20 protein-coding genes are annotated in these 18,541 nt (G+C 69.5%); 9 read left to right on the top strand and 11 right to left on the bottom strand.

Features of this window, described 5'->3' with window-relative positions:
- Positions 1 to 88 precede the first annotated feature (88 nt).
- The 3 genes from JNO53_RS09460 (at position 89) to JNO53_RS09450 (ending at position 2,646) form a co-directional block, all read left to right on the top strand.
- The gene (locus tag JNO53_RS09460; protein ID WP_203110142.1) at positions 89 to 481 is read left to right on the top strand and encodes a DUF1489 family protein; all 393 of its coding nucleotides are present in this window, start codon (positions 89 to 91) and stop codon (positions 479 to 481) included.
- Between the two features lie 95 nt (positions 482 to 576).
- On the top strand, positions 577 to 2,343 hold the full coding sequence (locus JNO53_RS09455; RefSeq protein WP_203110140.1) for a methyl-accepting chemotaxis protein: 1,767 nt from the start codon (positions 577 to 579) through the stop codon (positions 2,341 to 2,343).
- Between the two features lie 57 nt (positions 2,344 to 2,400).
- Complete coding sequence (locus tag JNO53_RS09450) at positions 2,401 to 2,646, top strand: hypothetical protein (RefSeq protein ID WP_203110128.1); 246 nt, start codon at positions 2,401 to 2,403, stop codon at positions 2,644 to 2,646.
- A 245-nt stretch (positions 2,647 to 2,891) separates the two neighbouring features.
- Here JNO53_RS09450 and JNO53_RS09445 read toward each other — a convergent pair whose 3' ends face one another.
- Genes JNO53_RS09445 through JNO53_RS09435 form a run of 3 tightly spaced genes read right to left on the bottom strand, consistent with a single transcriptional unit; the run spans position 2,892 to position 5,751 of the window.
- On the bottom strand, positions 2,892 to 3,566 hold the full coding sequence (locus JNO53_RS09445; protein WP_203110126.1) for a DsbA family oxidoreductase: 675 nt from the start codon (positions 3,564 to 3,566) through the stop codon (positions 2,892 to 2,894).
- Positions 3,563 to 4,438: an NAD(+) diphosphatase gene (nudC, locus tag JNO53_RS09440; protein WP_203110120.1), complete on the bottom strand. Its 876-nt coding sequence runs from the start codon at positions 4,436 to 4,438 to the stop codon at positions 3,563 to 3,565. Before nudC ends, JNO53_RS09445 begins: the two co-directional genes overlap by 4 nt.
- Positions 4,435 to 5,751: a serine hydrolase domain-containing protein gene (locus JNO53_RS09435; protein ID WP_238401791.1), complete on the bottom strand. Its 1,317-nt coding sequence runs from the start codon at positions 5,749 to 5,751 to the stop codon at positions 4,435 to 4,437. Before JNO53_RS09435 ends, nudC begins: the two co-directional genes overlap by 4 nt.
- Positions 5,752 to 5,851: 100 nt before the next feature.
- Here JNO53_RS09435 and JNO53_RS09430 point away from each other — a divergent pair, with 100 nt between their 5' ends.
- Entirely contained in the window at positions 5,852 to 6,073 is a 222-nt protein-coding gene (locus JNO53_RS09430; RefSeq protein ID WP_203110112.1) for a hypothetical protein, read from the top strand.
- Between the two features lie 159 nt (positions 6,074 to 6,232).
- On the opposite strand, the gene JNO53_RS09425 is transcribed toward JNO53_RS09430, so the two are convergent.
- Positions 6,233 to 7,264, bottom strand: coding sequence for an NUDIX domain-containing protein (locus JNO53_RS09425; protein ID WP_203110110.1), 1,032 nt, complete (start codon positions 7,262 to 7,264; stop codon positions 6,233 to 6,235).
- 29 nt (positions 7,265 to 7,293) lie between these two features.
- On the opposite strand from JNO53_RS09425, the gene JNO53_RS09420 reads away from it, so the two are divergent.
- The 4 genes from JNO53_RS09420 (at position 7,294) to JNO53_RS09405 (ending at position 13,015) form a co-directional block, all read left to right on the top strand.
- On the top strand, positions 7,294 to 7,842 hold the full coding sequence (locus JNO53_RS09420; RefSeq protein ID WP_203110108.1) for a DUF721 domain-containing protein: 549 nt from the start codon (positions 7,294 to 7,296) through the stop codon (positions 7,840 to 7,842).
- Positions 7,839 to 8,516, top strand: coding sequence for a thioredoxin domain-containing protein (locus tag JNO53_RS09415; protein WP_203110101.1), 678 nt, complete (start codon positions 7,839 to 7,841; stop codon positions 8,514 to 8,516). Before JNO53_RS09420 ends, JNO53_RS09415 begins: the two co-directional genes overlap by 4 nt.
- 292 nt (positions 8,517 to 8,808) lie before the next feature.
- On the top strand, positions 8,809 to 9,561 hold the full coding sequence (locus JNO53_RS09410) for a thioredoxin domain-containing protein (protein WP_238401790.1): 753 nt from the start codon (positions 8,809 to 8,811) through the stop codon (positions 9,559 to 9,561).
- 34 nt (positions 9,562 to 9,595) lie between these two features.
- A complete protein-coding gene (locus JNO53_RS09405) occupies positions 9,596 to 13,015 on the top strand; it encodes a chromosome segregation SMC family protein (protein WP_203110099.1) in 3,420 nt (1,139 codons plus the stop codon).
- Positions 13,016 to 13,319: 304 nt separating this feature from the next.
- Here the strand turns inward: JNO53_RS09405 and JNO53_RS09400 are convergent, their stop codons facing one another.
- From JNO53_RS09400 to rpmF, 5 genes are all read right to left on the bottom strand, one after another.
- Complete coding sequence (locus JNO53_RS09400; protein ID WP_203110097.1) at positions 13,320 to 13,694, bottom strand: MerR family transcriptional regulator; 375 nt, start codon at positions 13,692 to 13,694, stop codon at positions 13,320 to 13,322.
- A gap of 4 nt (positions 13,695 to 13,698) precedes the next feature.
- Entirely contained in the window at positions 13,699 to 13,998 is a 300-nt protein-coding gene (locus tag JNO53_RS09395; RefSeq protein ID WP_191984681.1) for an integration host factor subunit alpha, read from the bottom strand.
- A gap of 85 nt (positions 13,999 to 14,083) precedes the next feature.
- On the bottom strand, positions 14,084 to 15,049 hold the full coding sequence (locus JNO53_RS09390; RefSeq protein ID WP_203110095.1) for a beta-ketoacyl-ACP synthase III: 966 nt from the start codon (positions 15,047 to 15,049) through the stop codon (positions 14,084 to 14,086).
- Entirely contained in the window at positions 15,046 to 16,104 is a 1,059-nt protein-coding gene (gene plsX / locus JNO53_RS09385) for a phosphate acyltransferase PlsX (RefSeq protein ID WP_203110093.1), read from the bottom strand. The genes JNO53_RS09390 and plsX overlap by 4 nt, the downstream gene beginning before the upstream one ends.
- A 22-nt stretch (positions 16,105 to 16,126) precedes the next feature.
- The gene (rpmF, locus tag JNO53_RS09380; RefSeq protein ID WP_203110091.1) at positions 16,127 to 16,306 is read right to left on the bottom strand and encodes a 50S ribosomal protein L32; all 180 of its coding nucleotides are present in this window, start codon (positions 16,304 to 16,306) and stop codon (positions 16,127 to 16,129) included.
- Positions 16,307 to 16,497: 191 nt separating this feature from the next.
- On the opposite strand from rpmF, the gene JNO53_RS09375 reads away from it, so the two are divergent.
- Positions 16,498 to 16,890 (top strand): MAPEG family protein, encoded by a 393-nt coding sequence (locus JNO53_RS09375; protein ID WP_203110089.1) that lies wholly within the window; start codon positions 16,498 to 16,500, stop codon positions 16,888 to 16,890.
- Positions 16,891 to 17,070: 180 nt separating this feature from the next.
- Here JNO53_RS09375 and JNO53_RS09370 read toward each other — a convergent pair whose 3' ends face one another.
- Together JNO53_RS09370 and JNO53_RS09365 are read right to left on the bottom strand one after the other, a co-directional pair.
- Positions 17,071 to 17,712 (bottom strand): MBL fold metallo-hydrolase, encoded by a 642-nt coding sequence (locus JNO53_RS09370; protein ID WP_203110491.1) that lies wholly within the window; start codon positions 17,710 to 17,712, stop codon positions 17,071 to 17,073.
- A gap of 175 nt (positions 17,713 to 17,887) precedes the next feature.
- The gene (locus JNO53_RS09365) at positions 17,888 to 18,517 is read right to left on the bottom strand and encodes a S24 family peptidase (protein WP_238401789.1); all 630 of its coding nucleotides are present in this window, start codon (positions 18,515 to 18,517) and stop codon (positions 17,888 to 17,890) included.
- Positions 18,518 to 18,541: the final 24 nt, after the last annotated feature.

Below are 18,541 nucleotides of genomic sequence, written 5' to 3'. Positions count from 1 at the left end.
GCCGCTCCGCGCCGCCAAGTCTCGCCGCCGCTCCTCTGAAGAGGAGGGGCCGGTTGCGCGAACGGCGATAAGCCTTATCTCGACACTCATGCCGCTTCACATGACTAAGATCGCCTATGAAACGCGGAACCTCGATTCGCTGCGCGCATGGGTCGAGCGCGGGCCCGAAGCGCATATGAGCACGCGCTATTTCCCCAAGCGGCACGAAGAGATGGTCGGCGGCTCGCTGTTCTGGATCATGGACCACACCCTGGTCGCGCGCAGCGAGATCCTCGGTTTCGAGAAACGCGACGACGGGCGCTGGACGATCCGCCTCGCGCCCAAACTGATCCGCGTCGAACCGCGCCCGAAACGCGCGCATCAGGGCTGGCGCTACCTCGCCGACTCCGACGCGCCGCGCGACCTCCCCGAGGGTGAGGAAGCGGGTGACGTGCTGCCCGGCAAGATGATGAACCGGCTGATCCGGCTCGGGCTGGTCTGACCGATTAGTTAACGCCGGCGTCACACTGCCGAAAAGTTCCGCGTCCATCCGCCCCGCTCCGGCCGCATCGGCCGGTCGCACAGGGGGACGTCAGCTTGCTCGAAACCACCGGTCGCTGGCCTGCGGACGCAGGCCGAAGCCGCATACCCTTTCCCGGCGGTCCGCGCAGGCTGTGGGTTCGCCTGGCCGGCACGATCGCCGGCCGTATCCGCCTGTTCGCGCTGTTCTTCGTCGCCCTGCTGCTGGCGCTCGGCGTGGTGCTGGGCGCGGCCTTCTATCAGTTGACCGCCCGCAACGACGAGGCCTCGGTCTTCGCCGGCGGATCTCTCGCCGCATCCGAACTGACGACCGCGATCGCCGAGAGCCGCTACTACTCGTCGCGCTATGCCGTCACCGGCGATCCGCGCGAGATCGCCCGCGCGCGCGACACGCTCGCCAGCGCGCGCCAGCGCCTCGCCGAAACGCGCGACGGCGCCGCCGACATCGATCCCGAGAGCATGGAGGCGATCGCCTGGCTTGACGTGCAGGTGGACGGTTTCGAAGCCGAGCTCGACGCGCTCGAAAGCTCGATTGCGGCCTACGGCCCCTCCCCCAGCGCAATCGCGCTCGCCGACGCAATCGACGTCAGCGGCGAACTGCTGGCCGGGCAGGCGCGGGAAGTCGAGACCACGCTCGCCGCGCGTACGCGCGATGCGCGCGCCGATCTGGCGGATCTCAACCGCACTCTCTCGGCCGTGATCGTCGGCCTGATCGCCGGCTGTGTCGTGCTCGCCCTGATCGGCGCGGGCTTTATGGTGCGGCAGGTCGCGGCGGCGATCCGTGAGATCACCGCATCGATGACCGCCCTCGCTGCCGGCGACCAGTCGGCCACCATTCCCGGCACCGCCCGGAGCGACGAGATCGGGGAGATGGCGCGCGCGCTCACGGTGTTCCGGCGGAGTGCCCGCGAGCTCGCCAAGCTGCAGGAGGATGCCGCGCGCCGCTCGGAAGAGAAGCTTGCCGCGCGCGACCGTCAGGCGGCCGTGCTGCACGACCTCGCGATGCGCTTCGAGCAGACCGTCGGCGAAGTCGTCGGCGGGATCGGCGCCGCGTCCAAGCAGCTCCAGACGACCGCCGGGGAAATGGCACAGTCCGCCGAGCAGGCCGCGGCGCACGTGGACCAGGTCGCCGGTTCGATGGACGAGACCAACCGCGGCGTCGCCATGGCCGCCGCGACCGGCGATCAGTTCGCATCCTCGGTGCGCGAGATCGGCGATCAGGCCGCGAGTTCCGCCGAACGCGCGCGCCACTCGCTTGCCTCGGTCGAAGCAATCGACGCGACCACCGGCGAGCTGGCCGGCGCAGCGACGCAGATCGGCGAGATCGTGAGCCTGATCGACGCGATCGCCGAGCAGACCAATATCCTCGCACTCAACGCCACGATCGAGGCGAGCCGCGCCGGCCAGGTCGGTGCCGGCTTCGCGGTGGTCGCCAATGAGATCAAGGAGCTTGCCAAGCGGACCCGCGAATCGACCGGGGAAATCGAGGGCCAGATCGCGGCCGTCCAGCGCGCCAGTCACGCCAACATCCTCGCCCTGCGGGGTATCGGCGAGCACGTGCGCAACGTGGAAAACAACGCCCGCACGATCGCGGACGCGGTCGACGAGCAGGGCGTCGCCAGCCGCGAGCTGGCGCAGAGCCTCGATCTCGCGGCGAACGGCACGAACCGCGTGCGCGTCAGCATCGACCGGGTGCGCGGCATGGTCCGGACCACGGATCAGTCGGCCGAGCAGGTCCTGAGCTCCGCTGACGAGCTGCACCGGCAGGCGGAAACGCTGCGCGGTCAGGTGGAGGACTTCCTCGCCTACGTGCGGCAGACGTAGGACGGTTTGCGGAACGCGGGCGCGATCTCACCCGTTGGTCGGACGAGGAGAACTTCGATGACGGAACGCAAATCGCGCCACCCCGACAACGACCTGATCGACGAGCTGACGGACGAGCCGACCCCGCCGCAGTCGAGTTCATCGGGCGGCGAAGTCAATCGCGACGTCGGCAAGCGCGCCGAACTCAATCGCGCGACCGACCCCGAAGATCGCGAGCGCGCGGTCGGCTCCGACAATCCGGAGCAGGACGAGGCCAAGGGCCGCAAGACGATGGACGCGATCAAGAAGGGGCGGCAGGGCTAGGACCCATTGGAAATTTGACGCGTGTCGGTGGGCTAACACCGGATACGCGGAGAGGCGGTCTGCGGCCTCGCTCGCCTGATGGACCACCTAATTCTTCGTCATCCCCGCGAAAGCGGGGATCCAAGGAGCGATGTTCCACCGTGGATTCCCGCGTGCGCGGGAATGACAAGGAAGTGGGACGGGGTCCTCTTTTGGCCGAAAGTTATTTGCGGCTGTTCTGGATTGAATATCGATTGATGCGTGGTTCAACCCTGTAATCGCTCCGCGACCCGCCGGAGCGCCGCCACGTAGGTTTCCGGCTGCTGGGCTCCGGGGATCAGGAAGCGCCCTTCGACCACCATCGCCGGGACGCCGGTGATGTTCATGTCCAGCGCCTGCCGCTGCTCGGCCCGGACCCTCGCCGCGAGTGGCTCGTCTTCTAGCGCGGCCTCGGCCGCCGCGCGGCTCAGCCCGCATTCCTCCGCCACGTCGAGCAGCACCGGCCGCTCGCCGATCCGCCGCCGTTCGTTGAAGTGCGCGCGGAACAGCGCGAGCTTGAGCTCAGTCTGCTTCGCCGGCCCTTCGCCGTCGAGCACCCAGGCCAGGAGCCTGTGCGCCTCGAACGTATTCCACATCATCGCCGGGGGCGCTTCGTCCTCGCCCGCGTAGTCGAGCGAGACGCCCGCCTCCTGGGCGATCGCCCGCATCCGCTCGCGCGTGTCGCGCATCTCGGCTTCGCTGCGCCCGTACTTGCGGCGGAGGTGTGCCTGCTGGTCCTCGCCCTCGGTCGGCATATCGGGATTGAGCTCGAACGGGCGCCAGCGGACTTCGGCGCCGATCTCTCCCTCCAGCTGGGCCAGCGCGCGCGAGAGCTGGCCCCAGCCGATCAGGCACCAGGGGCACATGACGTCGGACCAGATGTCGATCGACAGGCGCGTCATTGCTCGAGCCACCAGTGGATCAGATGATGCGCGATCGCGTGCGGCGGCGGCGCGGTGAAGGAGGCTTCGTCGGAGCCGGCGAGTGCCGCCGCCACGTCCTCGTGCGTGAACCAGCGGACTTCAGCCATTTCGGTCGCGTCTATCGTCAGCTTGTCGTCGTCGGTGTGCGAGTGACAGCCGATCATAAGCTGGCTCGGAAACGGCCACGGCTGGCTGGCGACGTAAGTCACGTCGCGCACGCGCACGCCCGATTCCTCGAACACTTCGCGCGCCACCGCCTCCTCGATGCTCTCGCCCGGCTCGACGAACCCGGCGAGCGCGGAAAAGCGCCCTTCCGGCCAGCCGAGGCCCCGGCCGAGCATCAGCCGGCCCTCGTGCTCCACCAGCATGATCGTGACCGGGTCGGTGCGCGGGAAGTGCTGCGCGCCGCAGCTTTCGCAGTTGCGCTGCCAGCCGCCCTTGGCGAGCTTCGTCTGCCCGCCGCAAGTGGCGCAGAAGCGGTGCCGGGCGTGCCAGTCGATCAGGCTGCGCGCGCCGCCGTAAAGCGCCAGTTCCTCCGGCGCGAGCGTCGCCATCAGCGACCAGAGCTGGGGGTTCGCCATGCGCGGCGCGGCGTCGCCTTGCGCCGGGACAGCCGCGAAGCAGCCGCGCCCTTCGTGAAGGCCGAGGAACACGAGCTCCGCATCCTCGGCCGCGTCGGCGAGCGTCCCCCATGTGAGCCGTCCGTCCTGGTCCACCGCCGGCGTCATGCCCTCGAGCGCGAGCAGCCGCGCGCGCCAGGTCATGTGGCCGGCGAGCGCCTCCGGATCGGCACGGACGTGGTCCGCCCGCTCGATACGGCAACCGGTAAAGGCCAGCGGTCTTGCGGTCATCCGGCCGATGCCATCGCCTTGAGGTCGGCAGCGACGGCGAGCGGGAACTCGCTCTGGATCGGCAGGGCGTCGGCCGGCATGTACTGCGTGAACAGGCCGGCGCGAAGGCCGCGCTTGAGGTCCGCAAACGCGATCGTGCCCGCTGCGCCGCCCCAGCCGTAAGTACCCGCCTGCTCACCCAGTCCGACACGGCCGCCCGCGCCGAAGCCGGCCCCGGCCGCCAGCGTGCCGGCGGTGCTGACGCCTTCGGGCAGGAGGTTCGAGGTTCCGAGGCGCACCGCGGCCTCGCTCATCACCCGCTTCCCTTCGAATTCGCCGTACCCGACCAGCATTCGCAGGAAGCGGTCGTAGTCGCGCGGACTGCTGACGAGCCCGGCACCGCCGAACGGGAACGCGGGCGGACCGAGGTAGACCGAGGCGCGCGCGGGATCGAGCGGCAGCGGCCTGCCGTCGAGCAAGCCGTAGTTCGTCGTCAGGCGGCCGACTTCGCTCGCCGGCACCTGGAACCAGGTGCTCGTCATCCCGAGCGGGTCGAACAGTCGCTCCTTCAGGAAAGCGTCGAAGGGCCGGCCCGAGACGACTTCGATCACGCGGCCGAGCAGGTCGAGTGCGACCGAATAGCTCCAGCGCGTCCCTGGCTGCGCGACCAACGGCAGCTTCGCGAGGTTGTCGGCAAAAACCTTAAGGCTCGGTGCGGGCGTGCCGCGGCCGAACATCTCGCCCAGCGGCAGCCGTGTCACCTGCCCCGGCACCACGCCGGCGCGCTCGTAGGCAACCCTGATCGGCCCCTTCTGGATGATCGAGTAGCCGAGCCCGGCGGTGTGCGTGAGCAGGTGGCGGATCGTGATCGGCCGCTCCGCCGGCTCGAGATCGGTGATCGAGCCGTCGTAGGTCTTCTGCACCTGCATGTCCGCGAACGCGGGCAGGATCTCGGCGAGCGGCTGGTCGAGTTCGAGCTTGTCGTCCTCGATCAGCAGCATGGTCGCCATGCCGGTGATCGGCTTGGTCATCGAATAGATACGGTAGAGGCTGTCGATCCCCGCAGGCACAGCCTGCCCGATCGCGAGCGTGCCGTGGGCGATCACGTCCGGCGCGCGCTGTCCCCAGCCGAGCGCGGCGACCATGTTGGCGACCTTGCGGGTGCCGACGTAGCGCTCGGCGAGCGCGGCGACCGACGGCCAGTGCCCCGCATGCGCCAGCGCCGCGCGGCCCAGCGGCAGGGTCCCGAGCGCGGCGCCTGCCCCGAGAAGCGCACCGCCCCGCAGCAGCACGCGGCGCGAGATGGCCGCTCCCTCCATCGTCCTCGATCCCATGCGAACGGTCCTCTTTTGCAATGCGTCGCGGGTTTGGGGCATCGGCGATGAACGGTCAATTGCCCTTGCGCGGCCGCGCTGTGTTAACCATATAGAACACATGCTCAACCTGCTTTCCATCCTCGCCGGGATCGTCGCGCTGGTGATCGTGATCCCTTCGACCATCCCTTTCCTCGGCTGGGGCAACTGGTTCGCACTGCCCGTGGCGGTGATCGGCATCGGCCTCGGCGCGCTGTCGTCCTCGAACGGCGGGCGCAACTTCTGCCTGATCGTGTTCGCGATCGCGGTCGTCCGGCTGATGCTGGGCGGCGGGTTTATCTGATCCACGATCCTCCCCATTTTTGCGCAGCACAAATGGGGAGGTGGCAGACGCCGCAGGCGGCTGACGGAGGGGCATCGTCACGCAAAAACCCCTCCACCACGAGCCGCTTCGCGTCTCGCGGTCCCCCTCCCCGTTTGCGCTACGCGAAAACGGGGAGGATCAGTCGGCCAGCGCCCTGCGCGCCGCCTTGGCGAACAGGGTCGGCAGGCCGGCGCTTTCCAGCTCCTCGATCGGCCACCACTCTCCCTCACCCGACGGCGCTGCCCTATCGGCCAGCACCATAACCCGCAGGTCGAGGTCGAAGTGGGTGAAACCGTGGCGCACCGCGCCCGCCTCGCGCCACTCCCCCGCAAGCGGCGGCTCGCCGCACCCATCGTTCCTTGCCGACCAGCCGTCGTCGGGCAGCGCGCGCATGCCGCCGAGCATGCCGCTGCCGGGCCGGCGGACGAGCCACACGCGGCCCTCCCGGGCGATCCACCAGACAGTGCCGACACGCTGCGGCTTGGCTTTCTTCGGCGCCTTGACCGGAAAGCACGCGGGATCACCGCTCCTGCGCGCTTCGCATCCAGCCGAGAGCGGACACAGCAGGCACCGCGGATCGCGCGCGGTGCAGATCGTCGCGCCTAGGTCCATCATGGCCTGCGCGAAATCGCCGGCGCGCTGCCGAGGCGTGATCGCATCCGCCGCAGCGCGGATCGCCTTGCGCGCGCCAGGTAGCGGCTCCGCGATCGCGAACAGCCGCGCGACCACACGCTCGACATTGGCATCGACTACGACGGCGCGCCGCCCGAAGGCGATCGCAGCGACCGCGGCGGCGGTGTAGTCGCCCAGCCCCGGCAGCTTTCGCAGTTCGGTCTCGCTATCGGGAAACCCGCCCCGTTCCCCGACGGCCCGCGCGCACTTCACCAGATTGCGCGCCCGCGAATAATATCCGAGGCCCGCCCAGGCGGCCATGACTTCCTCCTCCGGCGCGGCGGCGAGCGCCCCGACGGTCGGCCAGCGGTTCGTGAACGCGGCGAAGTAGGGTTTCACCGCCGCGACGGTGGTCTGCTGCAGCATGACTTCCGACAGCCAGACGCGGTACGGATCGGGCGCCGGATCGCCGGGGCGCACGCGCCACGGCAGGTCGCGCGCGTGGGCGTCGTACCAGGCGAGCAGCAGGCTCGCGACATTCTCCCCGCTGGCGGTCACGCGCGGCCTATGGCATGGCCTCTCGGGCAATGGAACGGGACACACCGCCGAAACCGAAACGCGCCGCCAGGCGCCCCGCTGCGCGCGAGTACGAGCGCCCGCGCGGCGGTCCCGCGCGCCAGATCGCCGACCTGATGCCGCAGATCGGCCGCACCGCCTTCCGCCGCTTCGGCTTCGTTCAGTCGAGCGTCGTCACCCGCTGGCCCGAGATCGTCGGCGAGCATCACGCGCGGGTCTGCGCGCCGGAGGCGATCCGCTTCCCGCCGGGCGAAAAGAGCGAGGGCATCCTGCAACTCGTCGTCGTGCCCGCGCACGCGCCGCTCATCCAGCATGTGATCCCCGAGATCATCGAGCGGGTGAACCGCTTCTTCGGCTACAAGGCGGTCGCGCGGGTCAAGCTGCGGCAAGGCGAGGTTAAGCCGCCGCGTGCAGAAGAGCGCGCCAAGGCGCCGCCGTCGCTCAAGCCGATCCCGATGGAACTGGGCGACAGCTTGCGCGACATCGGCGATCCGGAACTGCGCACGGTGCTCGAATCGCTCGCGCGCAGCCTGGGAACGAAGGAGGGACAGGGGCAATGACACTGGCGCGTTTCGCGAAAGCCGGGGCGCTCGCCATCGCGGCGGCCGTTACGCTCGGCAATTCGGGCAACTGGAACACCACCGTGGTCGAGGCCGACGGCGCGCACCGCATCGGCAACCCCGATGCCAAGGTCGAGCTGATCGCCTTCGTCAGCTACACCTGCCCGCACTGCGCGCACTTCACCACCGAGGGCGAGGCGCCGCTGCAGCTCGCCTATGTCGGCCCGGGGCGGATCGAGCTGCAGATCCAGCCGATGATCCGCAATTCGGCCGATCTCGTCGCGACGATGCTGACGAGCTGCGGCGCACCGTCGAAATTCCTGCGCAACCACACGCTGTTCATGACCGAGCAGGACAAGTGGCTCGGCCGCTATGCCGACGCGACCGCCGCCCAGCGCGCGCGGTGGGAAAGCGGCAGCCAGGCCGCGCGCCGCCGCGCGATCGCGTCCGACCTCGGCTTCTACCGCCTGATGGAAAGCCGCGGATATAGCCGGGTCGAGATCGACAAGTGCCTCGCCAGCGATGCCCAGGCCCGCACGCTGATCGCGAGCAGCCAGGCCGCGAGCGAGAAACACCACATCACCGGCACGCCCAGCTTCGTGCTGAACGGCGTGACCCTGGCCGGCACGCACGACTGGTCGATGCTCTCCCCCCAGCTTGCCGCGCGTTTCTAGAGGCGGCGACGCGCCCCCCACTCCCGTCATGCTGAACTTGTTTCAGCACCCATTCCGCCTCCCAGAATCGTCAACGCGGGAGGAGGAATGGGCCCTGAAACGAGTTCAGGGTAACGACCTTTAAGGTTGCGAGCTCCGGTCCCGCCACGCGTTCCCGCCCCACCAGGCTCACCTCCCGAACACTCTTCGGGGGTTTCCTCCGGCGACAAGCTGTGGAAAGGCCCCTCCTGCGCTTCACCCCCCGCGCCCCATCGTATAGCCTCGACCAATTCCGCAAAGGACAGGACCTGCCATGATGTCGCTTCGCCAGATCGCCCTTGCCTCCCTCGCCGCGCCCCTCGCGCTCGGCCTCGCCGCATGCGGTTCGGAACCCGCCGCCGAAGGTGAGGCACCCGCCGGCGACCCGGTCGATCCGGTCGAGGCGCCTGCGGGAACCCAGTGGCTCGACATGGTGCAGGTGACGGAGGCCGACGGTTATCTTCTCGGCAATCCCGACGCGCCGATCAAGCTGATGGAATACGCCTCGCTCACCTGCCCGGCCTGCGCCGCCTTCGCGCAGGAAGGGATCGAACCGCTGAAAGAGAAGTACATCAGCACCGGCGTGGTCAGCTACGAGCTGCGCAACCAGATCCACGGGCCGCACGACCTCGTGCTCGCGCGGCTCGTGCGCTGCGGCGCGAAGGAAGCCTACCATCCGCTGTCGGAGCAGATCTGGGCCAACCTCCAGGGCGTGCTCCAGCCAGTGTTCGACAACCAGGCCGCCGTGGAGCAGGCCATGTCGCTTCCGCCCGAGCAGCGTTTCGCCGCCTTCGCCGACGTCGCCGGCTTCTACGACTTCTTCGCCGCGCGCGGGCTCAGCCGCGATCAAGCGCGCCAGTGTCTCGCCGATCCCAAGGCGATGGAGACGATCGCGACCAATTCGGAGACCCAGTCGACCGAACTGAACGTCACCGGCACGCCGACGTTCTTCATCAACGGCCGCAACGTCGGCACGCAGAGCTGGTCGACACTGGAGCCGATGCTCCAGGCCGCCGGCGCCAGATAGGGCGCCGAGCGGGAGGGGGGCTCGGCAAGCGGCGATGCAGATCAGGCGGCTCAAGCTCAGCGGTTTCAAGAGCTTCGTCGAGCCTGCGACCCTGAGCATCGAGCCCGGCCTGACCGGGGTGGTCGGCCCCAACGGCTGCGGCAAGTCCAACTTGCTCGAAGCGATCCGCTGGGTCATGGGCGAGAACTCGCCCAAGTCCATGCGTTCGGGCGGGATGGAGGACGTGATCTTCGCCGGCACCGCCAGTCGCCCGCCGCGCGACTTCGCCGAAGTGGTGCTCCAGGCCGAGGCCGACGACGGGGGCGAGCTGGAAGTTCTGCGCCGGATCGAGCGCGGGGCGGGCAGCGCCTACCGCCTCAACGGACGCGACGTGCGGGCGAAGGACGTCTCGCTCACGTTCGCCGATGCCGCAACCGGCGCGCATAGCCCGGCGCTCGTCAGCCAGGGCAAGATCGCGCAGGTGATCGCCGCCAAGCCGACCGAGCGGCGCCAGATGCTGGAGGAAGCGGCGGGCATCGCCGGTCTCCACGTCCGCCGGCGCGATGCCGAGAGCAAGCTGCGGCAGACCGAAGCCAATCTCGCGCGGCTGGAAGACCTGATGGCGGGGCTCGACTCGCAGATCGCCTCGCTGCGGCGGCAAGCCAAGCAGGCCGAGCGCTATACCAAGCTGTCCGACGAGATCCGCGTGGCCGAGGCGCGGCTGCTGTTCGCGCGCTGGCGTGACGCTGCGGCGGCCGCGGAGGCGGCACGCGCCGAGGCCAAGGCGGCCGAGGAGCGGGTCGCAGCGTCCAAGGACGCGGCGGATGCGGCGCAGAAGGCGCAGCATGAAGCCGCAAAGGCGCTGGCGGAGGCGCGCGACGAACTTGCCGACCGGCGCGACGATTCGAGCGCGCACGGCCACCGGATGGCGGCGCTGACCAGCCAGCTCGAAGCGGCCGAGCAACGGTTGTCCGATCTCGACCGCCAGAAGGCGCGGCTGGAGGAGGACCGCAGCGAGGCCGACCGGCTGACCCGCGACGCCGCCGAGGCGCTCGCGCGTCTGGAGAAGGAGCTGGAGGCAAACGCGAAGGCGCTGGCCGAGGACGAGGCGCAGCGCCCCGCCCTCGTCTCCCGGCTGGAGAACAGCGAGCGCGCCGGCCGCGCCGCCGAACTGGCGCTGGCCAAGGCGACCGCGGATCACGCCGGGGTCGAAGCCGAATGGCGCGTGGCCGAAGCCGCGATCGAACAGGCCGAGGCACGGCTCGCGCGGCTGGACGGCGAGGCGCGGCGGCAGGAGGAAACCCGCCGCGCGCTGTCGGAGGCGGGCGATCCCGATATCGCCGTCGCCGAGGCCAAGGCCGCCGCCGAGGACGCGGCGCGCGAACTGGGGCGGCTGCGCGAGGAGCTGGAGAGCGAGCGCGCCCGCAAGGATGCGCTCCAGGCCGCGCGGGACGAGGCGGCGAGCGCCCTCGCCTCCGCGCGCGCCGAGCTTGCGGGCGTCGAGCGCGAATGGAGCGCGCTCAAGCGCGACCGCGAGGCGCGCGAGCGGCAGATGGCCGGCCGCAAGGGGCGGCCCGCGGCGCTCGACAAGGTGCGCGCGGCGAAAGGCTACGAACGCGCGCTGGCGGCGGTTCTCGGGCGCGATGCCAAGGCGCCGCTGGGCGCGGCCGACGGCGACGGGCGGTTCTGGACAGGCGGGGCGGCGCCCGCGCCGGTGCCGGACAGCCTCGCCGCGCATGTGCCCGATTGTCCGCCCGAACTCGCTGCACGGCTCGCGCTGGTGCACGTCGCGGAAGCCGATGACGGGCGCGCGCTCGGCCCCGGCGAATGGCTGGTGACGACCGGCGGCCACTTGCGGCGGTGGGACGGCTTCGTCGCGCGCGGCGAAGGTGCGGCGGAAGCGGCGCGGCTGGAGGCGGAGAACCGTTTCGCCGAGCTCGAGGGCGAACTGCCCGCACTGCGTTCGGCAGTCGAAACCGCCGAGGCCGCGCAGGCGGCGGCGCAGGAGGAACTGGCGGAGCTCCAGCGCGCGCTGGTTGCCGCCGAACGCGGAATCGCCGCGGCGAGCGACACCGAGCGGCAGGCCCTGCGCACCCTCGATCAGGCCGAAGCGGCGCGCGAGCGGCTCGCGGCGCGTCTCGCCGAGCTCGACGAAGCGGCAGGGGAACTGGCCGAGCAGCGCACGCAGGCCGAAGCGGAGGTGAATGCCGCGAAGGAGCGCAAGGCCGCGCTCCCCGACCCCGCCACCGGCCGCGCCACGCTGGAAGCCGCCCAGGCGAAGAACGAGGCGGCGAAATCGGCGCAGCAGGCCGCCGCGGCCGAGCTCGCCGCGCACGACCAGGGACTCGCCGTGGCGCGCGAGCGGGCGGCGGCGCAGCGCAGCGATATGGCCAACTGGCAGGCCCGTTCGGGTGAGGCGGCGCAGCGTCTTTCCGGCATGGAGCGGCGGTTCGAGGAGATCGCCGAGGAGCGCGCGGTCGTCGCAGCCAAGCCCGAGGGGCTGATGCGCGAGATCGAGCAGGGCGATGCGGTGCGCGAACGGCTCGGAACGGCGCTCGCCGAAGCGGAGGCGGCGGTCGCCGGGGCGCAGAGCGCCTCCGACGCCGCCGACCGCGCCTTCGCCGAAACCAACGAGGCGCTTGCCACCGCACGCGAGACCCGTGCCGGTCTTGCCGCACGCGCGGAGAACGAGGAAGCCCGGCGCGGCGAGATGGCCCGCATATCGGGTGAACGTTTCCAGTGCCCGCCGCCGCTGCTCGCCGGGCGGTTCGAGTTCGATGAGGACGCTGTTGCGGATTCCGCGGCGGAATCGGAGGAAATGGACCGCCTCGTCGCCAGTCGCGAGCGGATTGGGCCGGTCAACCTCGTCGCCGCCGACGAACTCGCGCGGATCGAGGACGAACACGGCAACAGCGCCGCCGAGCAGGCCGAACTGGCCGAAGCGGTCAATCGCCTGCGCGGCTCGATCGGCAATCTCAACCGCGAGGGCCGCGAGCGGCTGCGCGCCGCGTTCGAGCAGGTCGACACCCACTTCCGCCGCTTGTTCACCCGGCTGTTCGAGGGCGGGCAGGCGCACCTCGCGCTGGTCGACAGCGACGATCCTCTGGAGGCGGGCCTCGAGATCTACGCCCAGCCGCCGGGCAAGCGGTTGCAGTCGCTCACCCTGCTTTCCGGAGGCGAGCAGGCGCTGACTGCGATCGCGCTGATCTTCGCGCTGTTCCTGACCAACCCCGCCCCGATCTGCGTGCTCGACGAGGTCGACGCGCCGCTCGACGACGCCAACATCGACCGCTTCTGCGACCTGCTCGACGCGATGGTGAAGGAAACCGCCACCCGCTACCTGATCGTCACCCACAACGCGGTGACCATGAGCCGCATGCACCGCCTGTTCGGCGTGACCATGATCGAGAAGGGTGTGAGCCGCCTGGTCAGCGTGGACCTCGGCGGCGCGGAAGAATTGCTGGCGGCAGAGTAGATCCTCCTCAGCGATCACTTACCCAGCCGTCGCCCCTGCGAAGGCAGAGGCCTAGCTGATGTAGCAGACCAGAAGGACAGCTTAGCTGGATCCCCGCCTCCGCGGGGATGACGAGGAGGGGATGTGGGTGGCCGATCCTCTTGCTGGCGCCCGATCTTCGGGCGGGCCCTCCGTCGCTTCACAGCCCCACCCATCGACTCCCGTCATCCCAGCGAAAGCTGGGATCGCCCTCCACCAGGTCGGACGGTGCTGCACCAGATCCCAGCTTTCGCTGGGATGACGACGGGGGCTGGGCGCCCGCCCCTCAGGCCGCGAGCGCGTTTGCCAGTTTCTCGCGGATGGCTTTGAGGCGAGGGAGCACGTCGGCGGGAACGTCGGCCCCGCCGGCGTTCTGCGGCGGAGATTCAGGCTTCGCTGATGCCTCGCCCCCCTTCAACGCCGCCAGGGCGCCTTTCAGGGTGTAGCCTTCGCGGTTGACCAGCCGGTCGATGCGTTCGACCAGCGCGATATCGCCCGCGCGGTAATAGCGGCGGCCGCCGCTGCGCTTCAGTGGCTGGAGCATCGGGAACTGCTGCTCCCAGTATCGCAGCACGTGCGGCTTGATGCCGAGCGCCTGGCTGACCTCGCCGATGGTTCTCAGGGCGCCCTGCTCCTTGCCATCGTCGAATTCGGTCACCATCGTCTCAGCCTCTCGCGATCCGGTCCTTGAGGAGCTGGCTGGCGCGGAAGGTGATCACGCGGCGCGGCGTGATCGGCACTTCGACGCCGGTCTTGGGATTGCGGCCGACGCGTTCCTTCTTGTCGCGCAGCACGAAGCTGCCGAACCCGGAGATCTTCACATTCTGGCCGTCGGCCATCGCCCCGCACATATGCGCGAGGATCGCCTCGACCATATCGAGCGACTCCGCCCGCGACAGACCCATCTTGCGGTTGATGGTTTCCGCAAGATCCGCGCGAGTCAGCGTGCCCACAGAACGCATCATGCGCCTTTCTCCTCAATCGCGACCCGACTTAGGATAAGTGTCCGGACCTTAACGATTGTCGCCCGGCTCCGCAATGTCTGCCCGGTCACAGCCGCACGAGGCTCGCGCCCCAGGTGAAGCCGCCGCCCATCGCCTCGAACATCACCAGGTCGCCCGGCTTGATTCGCCCGTCGCGCACGCCGGCGTCAAACGCCAGCGGCACCGAGGCGGCCGAAGTGTTCGCATGCCGATCGACCGTCACGATCACCTTCTCTGCCGGCAGCCCGAGCTTGCGCGCGGTCGCGTCGAGGATGCGGGCGTTGGCCTGGTGCGGCACGACCCAGTCGATGTCGTCGGGCGTGAACCCGGCCTCGGCGAGGGTCTCCTCCAGCACTGCGGCGAGATTGACCACCGCGTGGCGGAACACCTCGCGGCCCTTCATGCGCAGCTTGCCGACCGTCTGCGTGGTCGAGGGGCCGCCGTCGACATAGAGCAGCTCGTTATGCGCGCCGTCGGCGTGGAGCTTGCTGGCAAGCACGCCCGGCCCGTCCTCGGCAACGTCCTGCACCTCGAGCACGATCGCCCCGGCCCCGTCGCCGAACAGCACGCAGGTGGTGCGGTCCTCCCAGTCGAGAATCCGGCTGAACGTCTCCGAGCCGATCACCAGCGCGCGCTTCGCCATACCGGTGCGCAGCATCGAATCGGCGCTCGCGAGCGCGTAGAGGAACCCAGAGCAGACGGCCGCCACGTCGAACGCGATACCGCCGTTGCAGCCCAGCGCGTGCTGGACGAGGGTGGCGGTGGCGGGGAACGTCTGATCGGGCGTGGCGGTCGCCAGCACGATCAGGTCGATGTCCTTCGCCTCGAGCCCCGCGGCCTCGAGCGCCTTGCGCGAAGCATCGATGGCGAGCGAGGAGGTCGTTTCGTCGTCCTCGGCGATATAGCGCTGGCGGATGCCGGTGCGCTCGACGATCCACTCGTCGCTGGTATCGACGCGCTCCGCGAGCTCGGCATTGGTGACCACGCGGCGCGGAAGCGCCGAGCCGCTGCCGCGGACGACCGAGCGGATCATTTCGCCCCTCCGTTGCCATTGGTGACGCGCAGGCGCGCTTCGCCGAGCGCGGCGAGATCGGCGCTGATCCGGTGGGTCAGGTCTTCCTCCAGCAGGCGCGCGGCGACGGCGACCGCGTTGGCGACCCCGGCTGCGCTGGCGCTGCCGTGGCTCTTCACCACCACGCCGTTGAGGCCGAGAAAGACCGCGCCGTTGTGGTTGTTCGGATCGAGATGGTGGCGCAGCAGCTCGGTCGCCGGACGCGAGACGAGGAACCCGATCTTGGAGCGCAGCGAACTGGTGAAGGCATTGCGCAGCAGGTCGGTGACGAAGCGCGCCGCACCCTCGATCGCCTTCAATGCGATGTTGCCGGAAAAGCCGTCGGTGACGACCACGTCGACTTCGCCGCGGTTGATCTTGTCACTTTCGACGAAGCCGTCGAACGAGAGTGCGAGGCCGGTCGCGGTCTGAAGCTGGGCCGCCGCGACGCGCAGGGCGTCGGTGCCCTTGGTCTCTTCGGTGCCGATATTGAGCAGCCGCACGCGCGGTTCGGCCAGACCCGTGACGATGCGCGAATAGGCGGCGCCCATGATCGCGAACTGCACGAGGTTGCGCGCATCCGCCTCGGTATTGGCGCCGAGGTCGAGCATGATGACGTCGTTGTCGCCGAGCGTGGGCATGAGCGCGGCGAGCGCCGGGCGGTCGATGCCGGGCAGCGTGCGCAGCGCGAGCTTGCTCATCGCCATCAGCGCGCCGGTGTTGCCCGCGCTGACCGCGGCGCCGGCTTCGCCCTGCTTCACGGCGTTGACCGCGAGGCCCATCGAGGTGGTCTTGGCCCGGCGGAGGGCCTGGGTCGGCTTCTCGTCGCCGCCGACGACATCCTCGCAATGGAGGATCTCGGACGCGCCGCGCATGCCCGGGTGCGTGTCGAGCGCGGCGGCGATCCGCTTCTCGTCGCCAACGAGGAGGAACTTGAACTGGTCGTGGCGCCGGCGCGCGAGCGCGGCACCTTCGACCATCACGCGCACGCCTTCATCGCCGCCCATCGCGTCGACGGCGATACGCGGCAAACTCATAGCGCTCTCCGAACTTCGGCCGTCAGAGGCCGACGGCGATGACTTCGCGGCCGTTGTAGTGCCCGCAGTGCGTGCAGAGGTTGTGCGGACGCTTCAGCTCGCCGCAGTTCGAGCATTCGTGGAATGCCTCGACCTTCAGCGAATCGTGCGCACGGCGGTTGCCGCGGCGATGGGGCGATACTTTTCTCTTGGGGACAGCCATTGCGGCACCTGTTCCAGTAAAATCCGTGTGTTGCGCGCCGCTCTAGGCGAAGGTCCGGCAACGCACAAGTGCGCGCCTGGCAGTGGACCCGACCATGGCGGGAAGGCGCGCCCTATAGCGCATATTTCCGCCGTTGCAAGCCGTGCGACCTGTCCCTAGCACATGACGTTCTCGGGGAAAGGGAAACCTGCATGATACTTGCCGTCACACTGACTGCGGCCGCCGCTGCGGCGATCGTCAACCTCTGGCTCTCGCTGCGGGTCGGCGCCCTGCGCCGCGCGCACGGGATCAGCGTGGGCGACGGAGGGAACGAAGCGCTGCAGCGCCGGATGCGGGCACAGCTCAACTTCGCGGAGAACGTGCCGATCGTGCTGGTCCTGATCGCAGCGCTGGAGATCGCCGGGATCGGCGAGACCTGGCTGGCTTATGTCGCCGGCGCCTTCATCCTGGGCCGGGTGGCGCATGGCTTTGGAATGGACGGCGGCAAGGCGCAGATCGGGCGTATGATCGGAGCGCTGGTAACTCTGGCGACGCAGCTCTTCCTCGCCGGCGTGGCGGTGGGCGCAGTGCTGCGGGTGATCTGAGGGCAACCATGCTCAAACGAATAGCCCTCTCCCCTTCAGGTGAGAGGGTTGGGAGAGGGAAGTGGCGAGACATTCCCGGCCCGAGTTACCTCATCCCCCTCTCAACTCCGGCTAGCGAGCAAGCTCGCAAGCCTGCGTATCTCTCCCCTGAAGGGGAGAGAGCAGACGCTCCGATCGCCGCTACGACAGCGCGTAGTCGCTGACGAAGGCGTTGGTCTTGCGCTCGTGGCCGAAGGTGCTGGTCGGGCCGTGGCCGGGGATGAAGGTCACGTCCTCGCCGAGCGGCCAGAGCTTCCGGGTGATCGCGTCGATCAGGTCCTGGTGGTTGCCGCGCGGGAAGTCCGTGCGGCCGATCGAGCCCTGGAACAGCACGTCTCCGACGATCGCGAACTTGCTCGGACGGTGAAAGAACACGACGTGGCCGGGCGTGTGACCGGGGCAATGGATGACCTCGAGCGTGAGCTCGCCGACGGTTACCGTGTCGCCATCCTCCAGCCAGCGGTCGGGCTCGAAGCTGCGCGCGGCCATGCCCCATTCGCGCCCGTCGTCGTCGAGGCGCGAAATCCAGAACCGGTCCTCCTCGTGCGGACCCTCGATCGGCAGGCCGAGTTCCTCGGCCAGCACGCCGGCCTGCCCGCAGTGGTCGAGATGGCCGTGGGTGACGAGCAGCTTTTCCAGCGTCACCCCCGCCTTGGCGACGCCAGCCTTGAGCTTGTCGAGATCGCCGCCGGGGTCGACCAGCGCGCCCCGCATCGTCTTCGTGCACCAGATCAGCGAGCAGTTCTGCTGCAGCGGGGTCACCGGCATGATCGCGGCGCGCATCGGGGGCTGGGGAGCTTCGGTCATGGTGGGGAGATGGCCAAGATACCCGCACGTTGCAAGCGCCCACCCCGCTGCGACTAGCCTCACCTACGGTTCGGCAGGTGGCCTTCGGTCATCTCCGCTATCGCTACGATTCCTCGTTCCCCTCCCGCTTGCGGAAGGGGTCGGGGCAGGCTCAGACCCGCCCGCCTTTCCACACCACGCGGCCGATCACCTCGACTTCGTCGCGGGCGAGGTCGATCGGGGCGTAGGCCTTGTTCAGACTGATGAGGGCGATGCGGCCCGGGGCGCTGACCTGGAGCTGCTTGACGTGGAGCGCGTCCCCGATGCGGACCACATGGATGCCCTCGTGCCCGCGCTTGTTGCGGTCGACGAAGATCTCGTCGCCGCTGCGCAGGTCCGGCTCCATCGAATCGCCCTCGACCCGGATCGCGGTAAGGTCGGCACCCTCGAGCCCCATTTCGCGCAGCCAGCGGGGCGAGAAACGGAAGGTGTCGAAGGGAATTTCCTGCGCGCCGAGCGCCCCCGGCCCTGCGGAGGCGTCGAGCGAAAGGCGCGGCACCTCGACCCAATCCACCAGCGGACCGGCATAGGATTTATCCGCCGGTGCGCCAAGCTCCGATTCGGCGACGCCGAAGAACTCGGCAAGCGTCCGCCGATCCTCCTCCTCCAGCTTCCGCGGGCTTCCCTTGCGGACAAATTGCTGAAGATACGTGGGGTTACGACCGATGAGCTGCGACAGCCCGGCAAGGCTCGCCCCACGCTCCCGGGCCAGTTCGATCAGGCGCTGGCGCGCGTCCGTCATGACGGGATCCATACCTGTAACATT

Source organism: Altererythrobacter sp. C41 (genome assembly GCF_016803135.1).
Taxonomy (GTDB): domain Bacteria; phylum Pseudomonadota; class Alphaproteobacteria; order Sphingomonadales; family Sphingomonadaceae; genus Pelagerythrobacter.
Note: the sequence above shows the minus strand (reverse complement) of the source record. Positions and strands in the feature narration are given on the sequence as shown.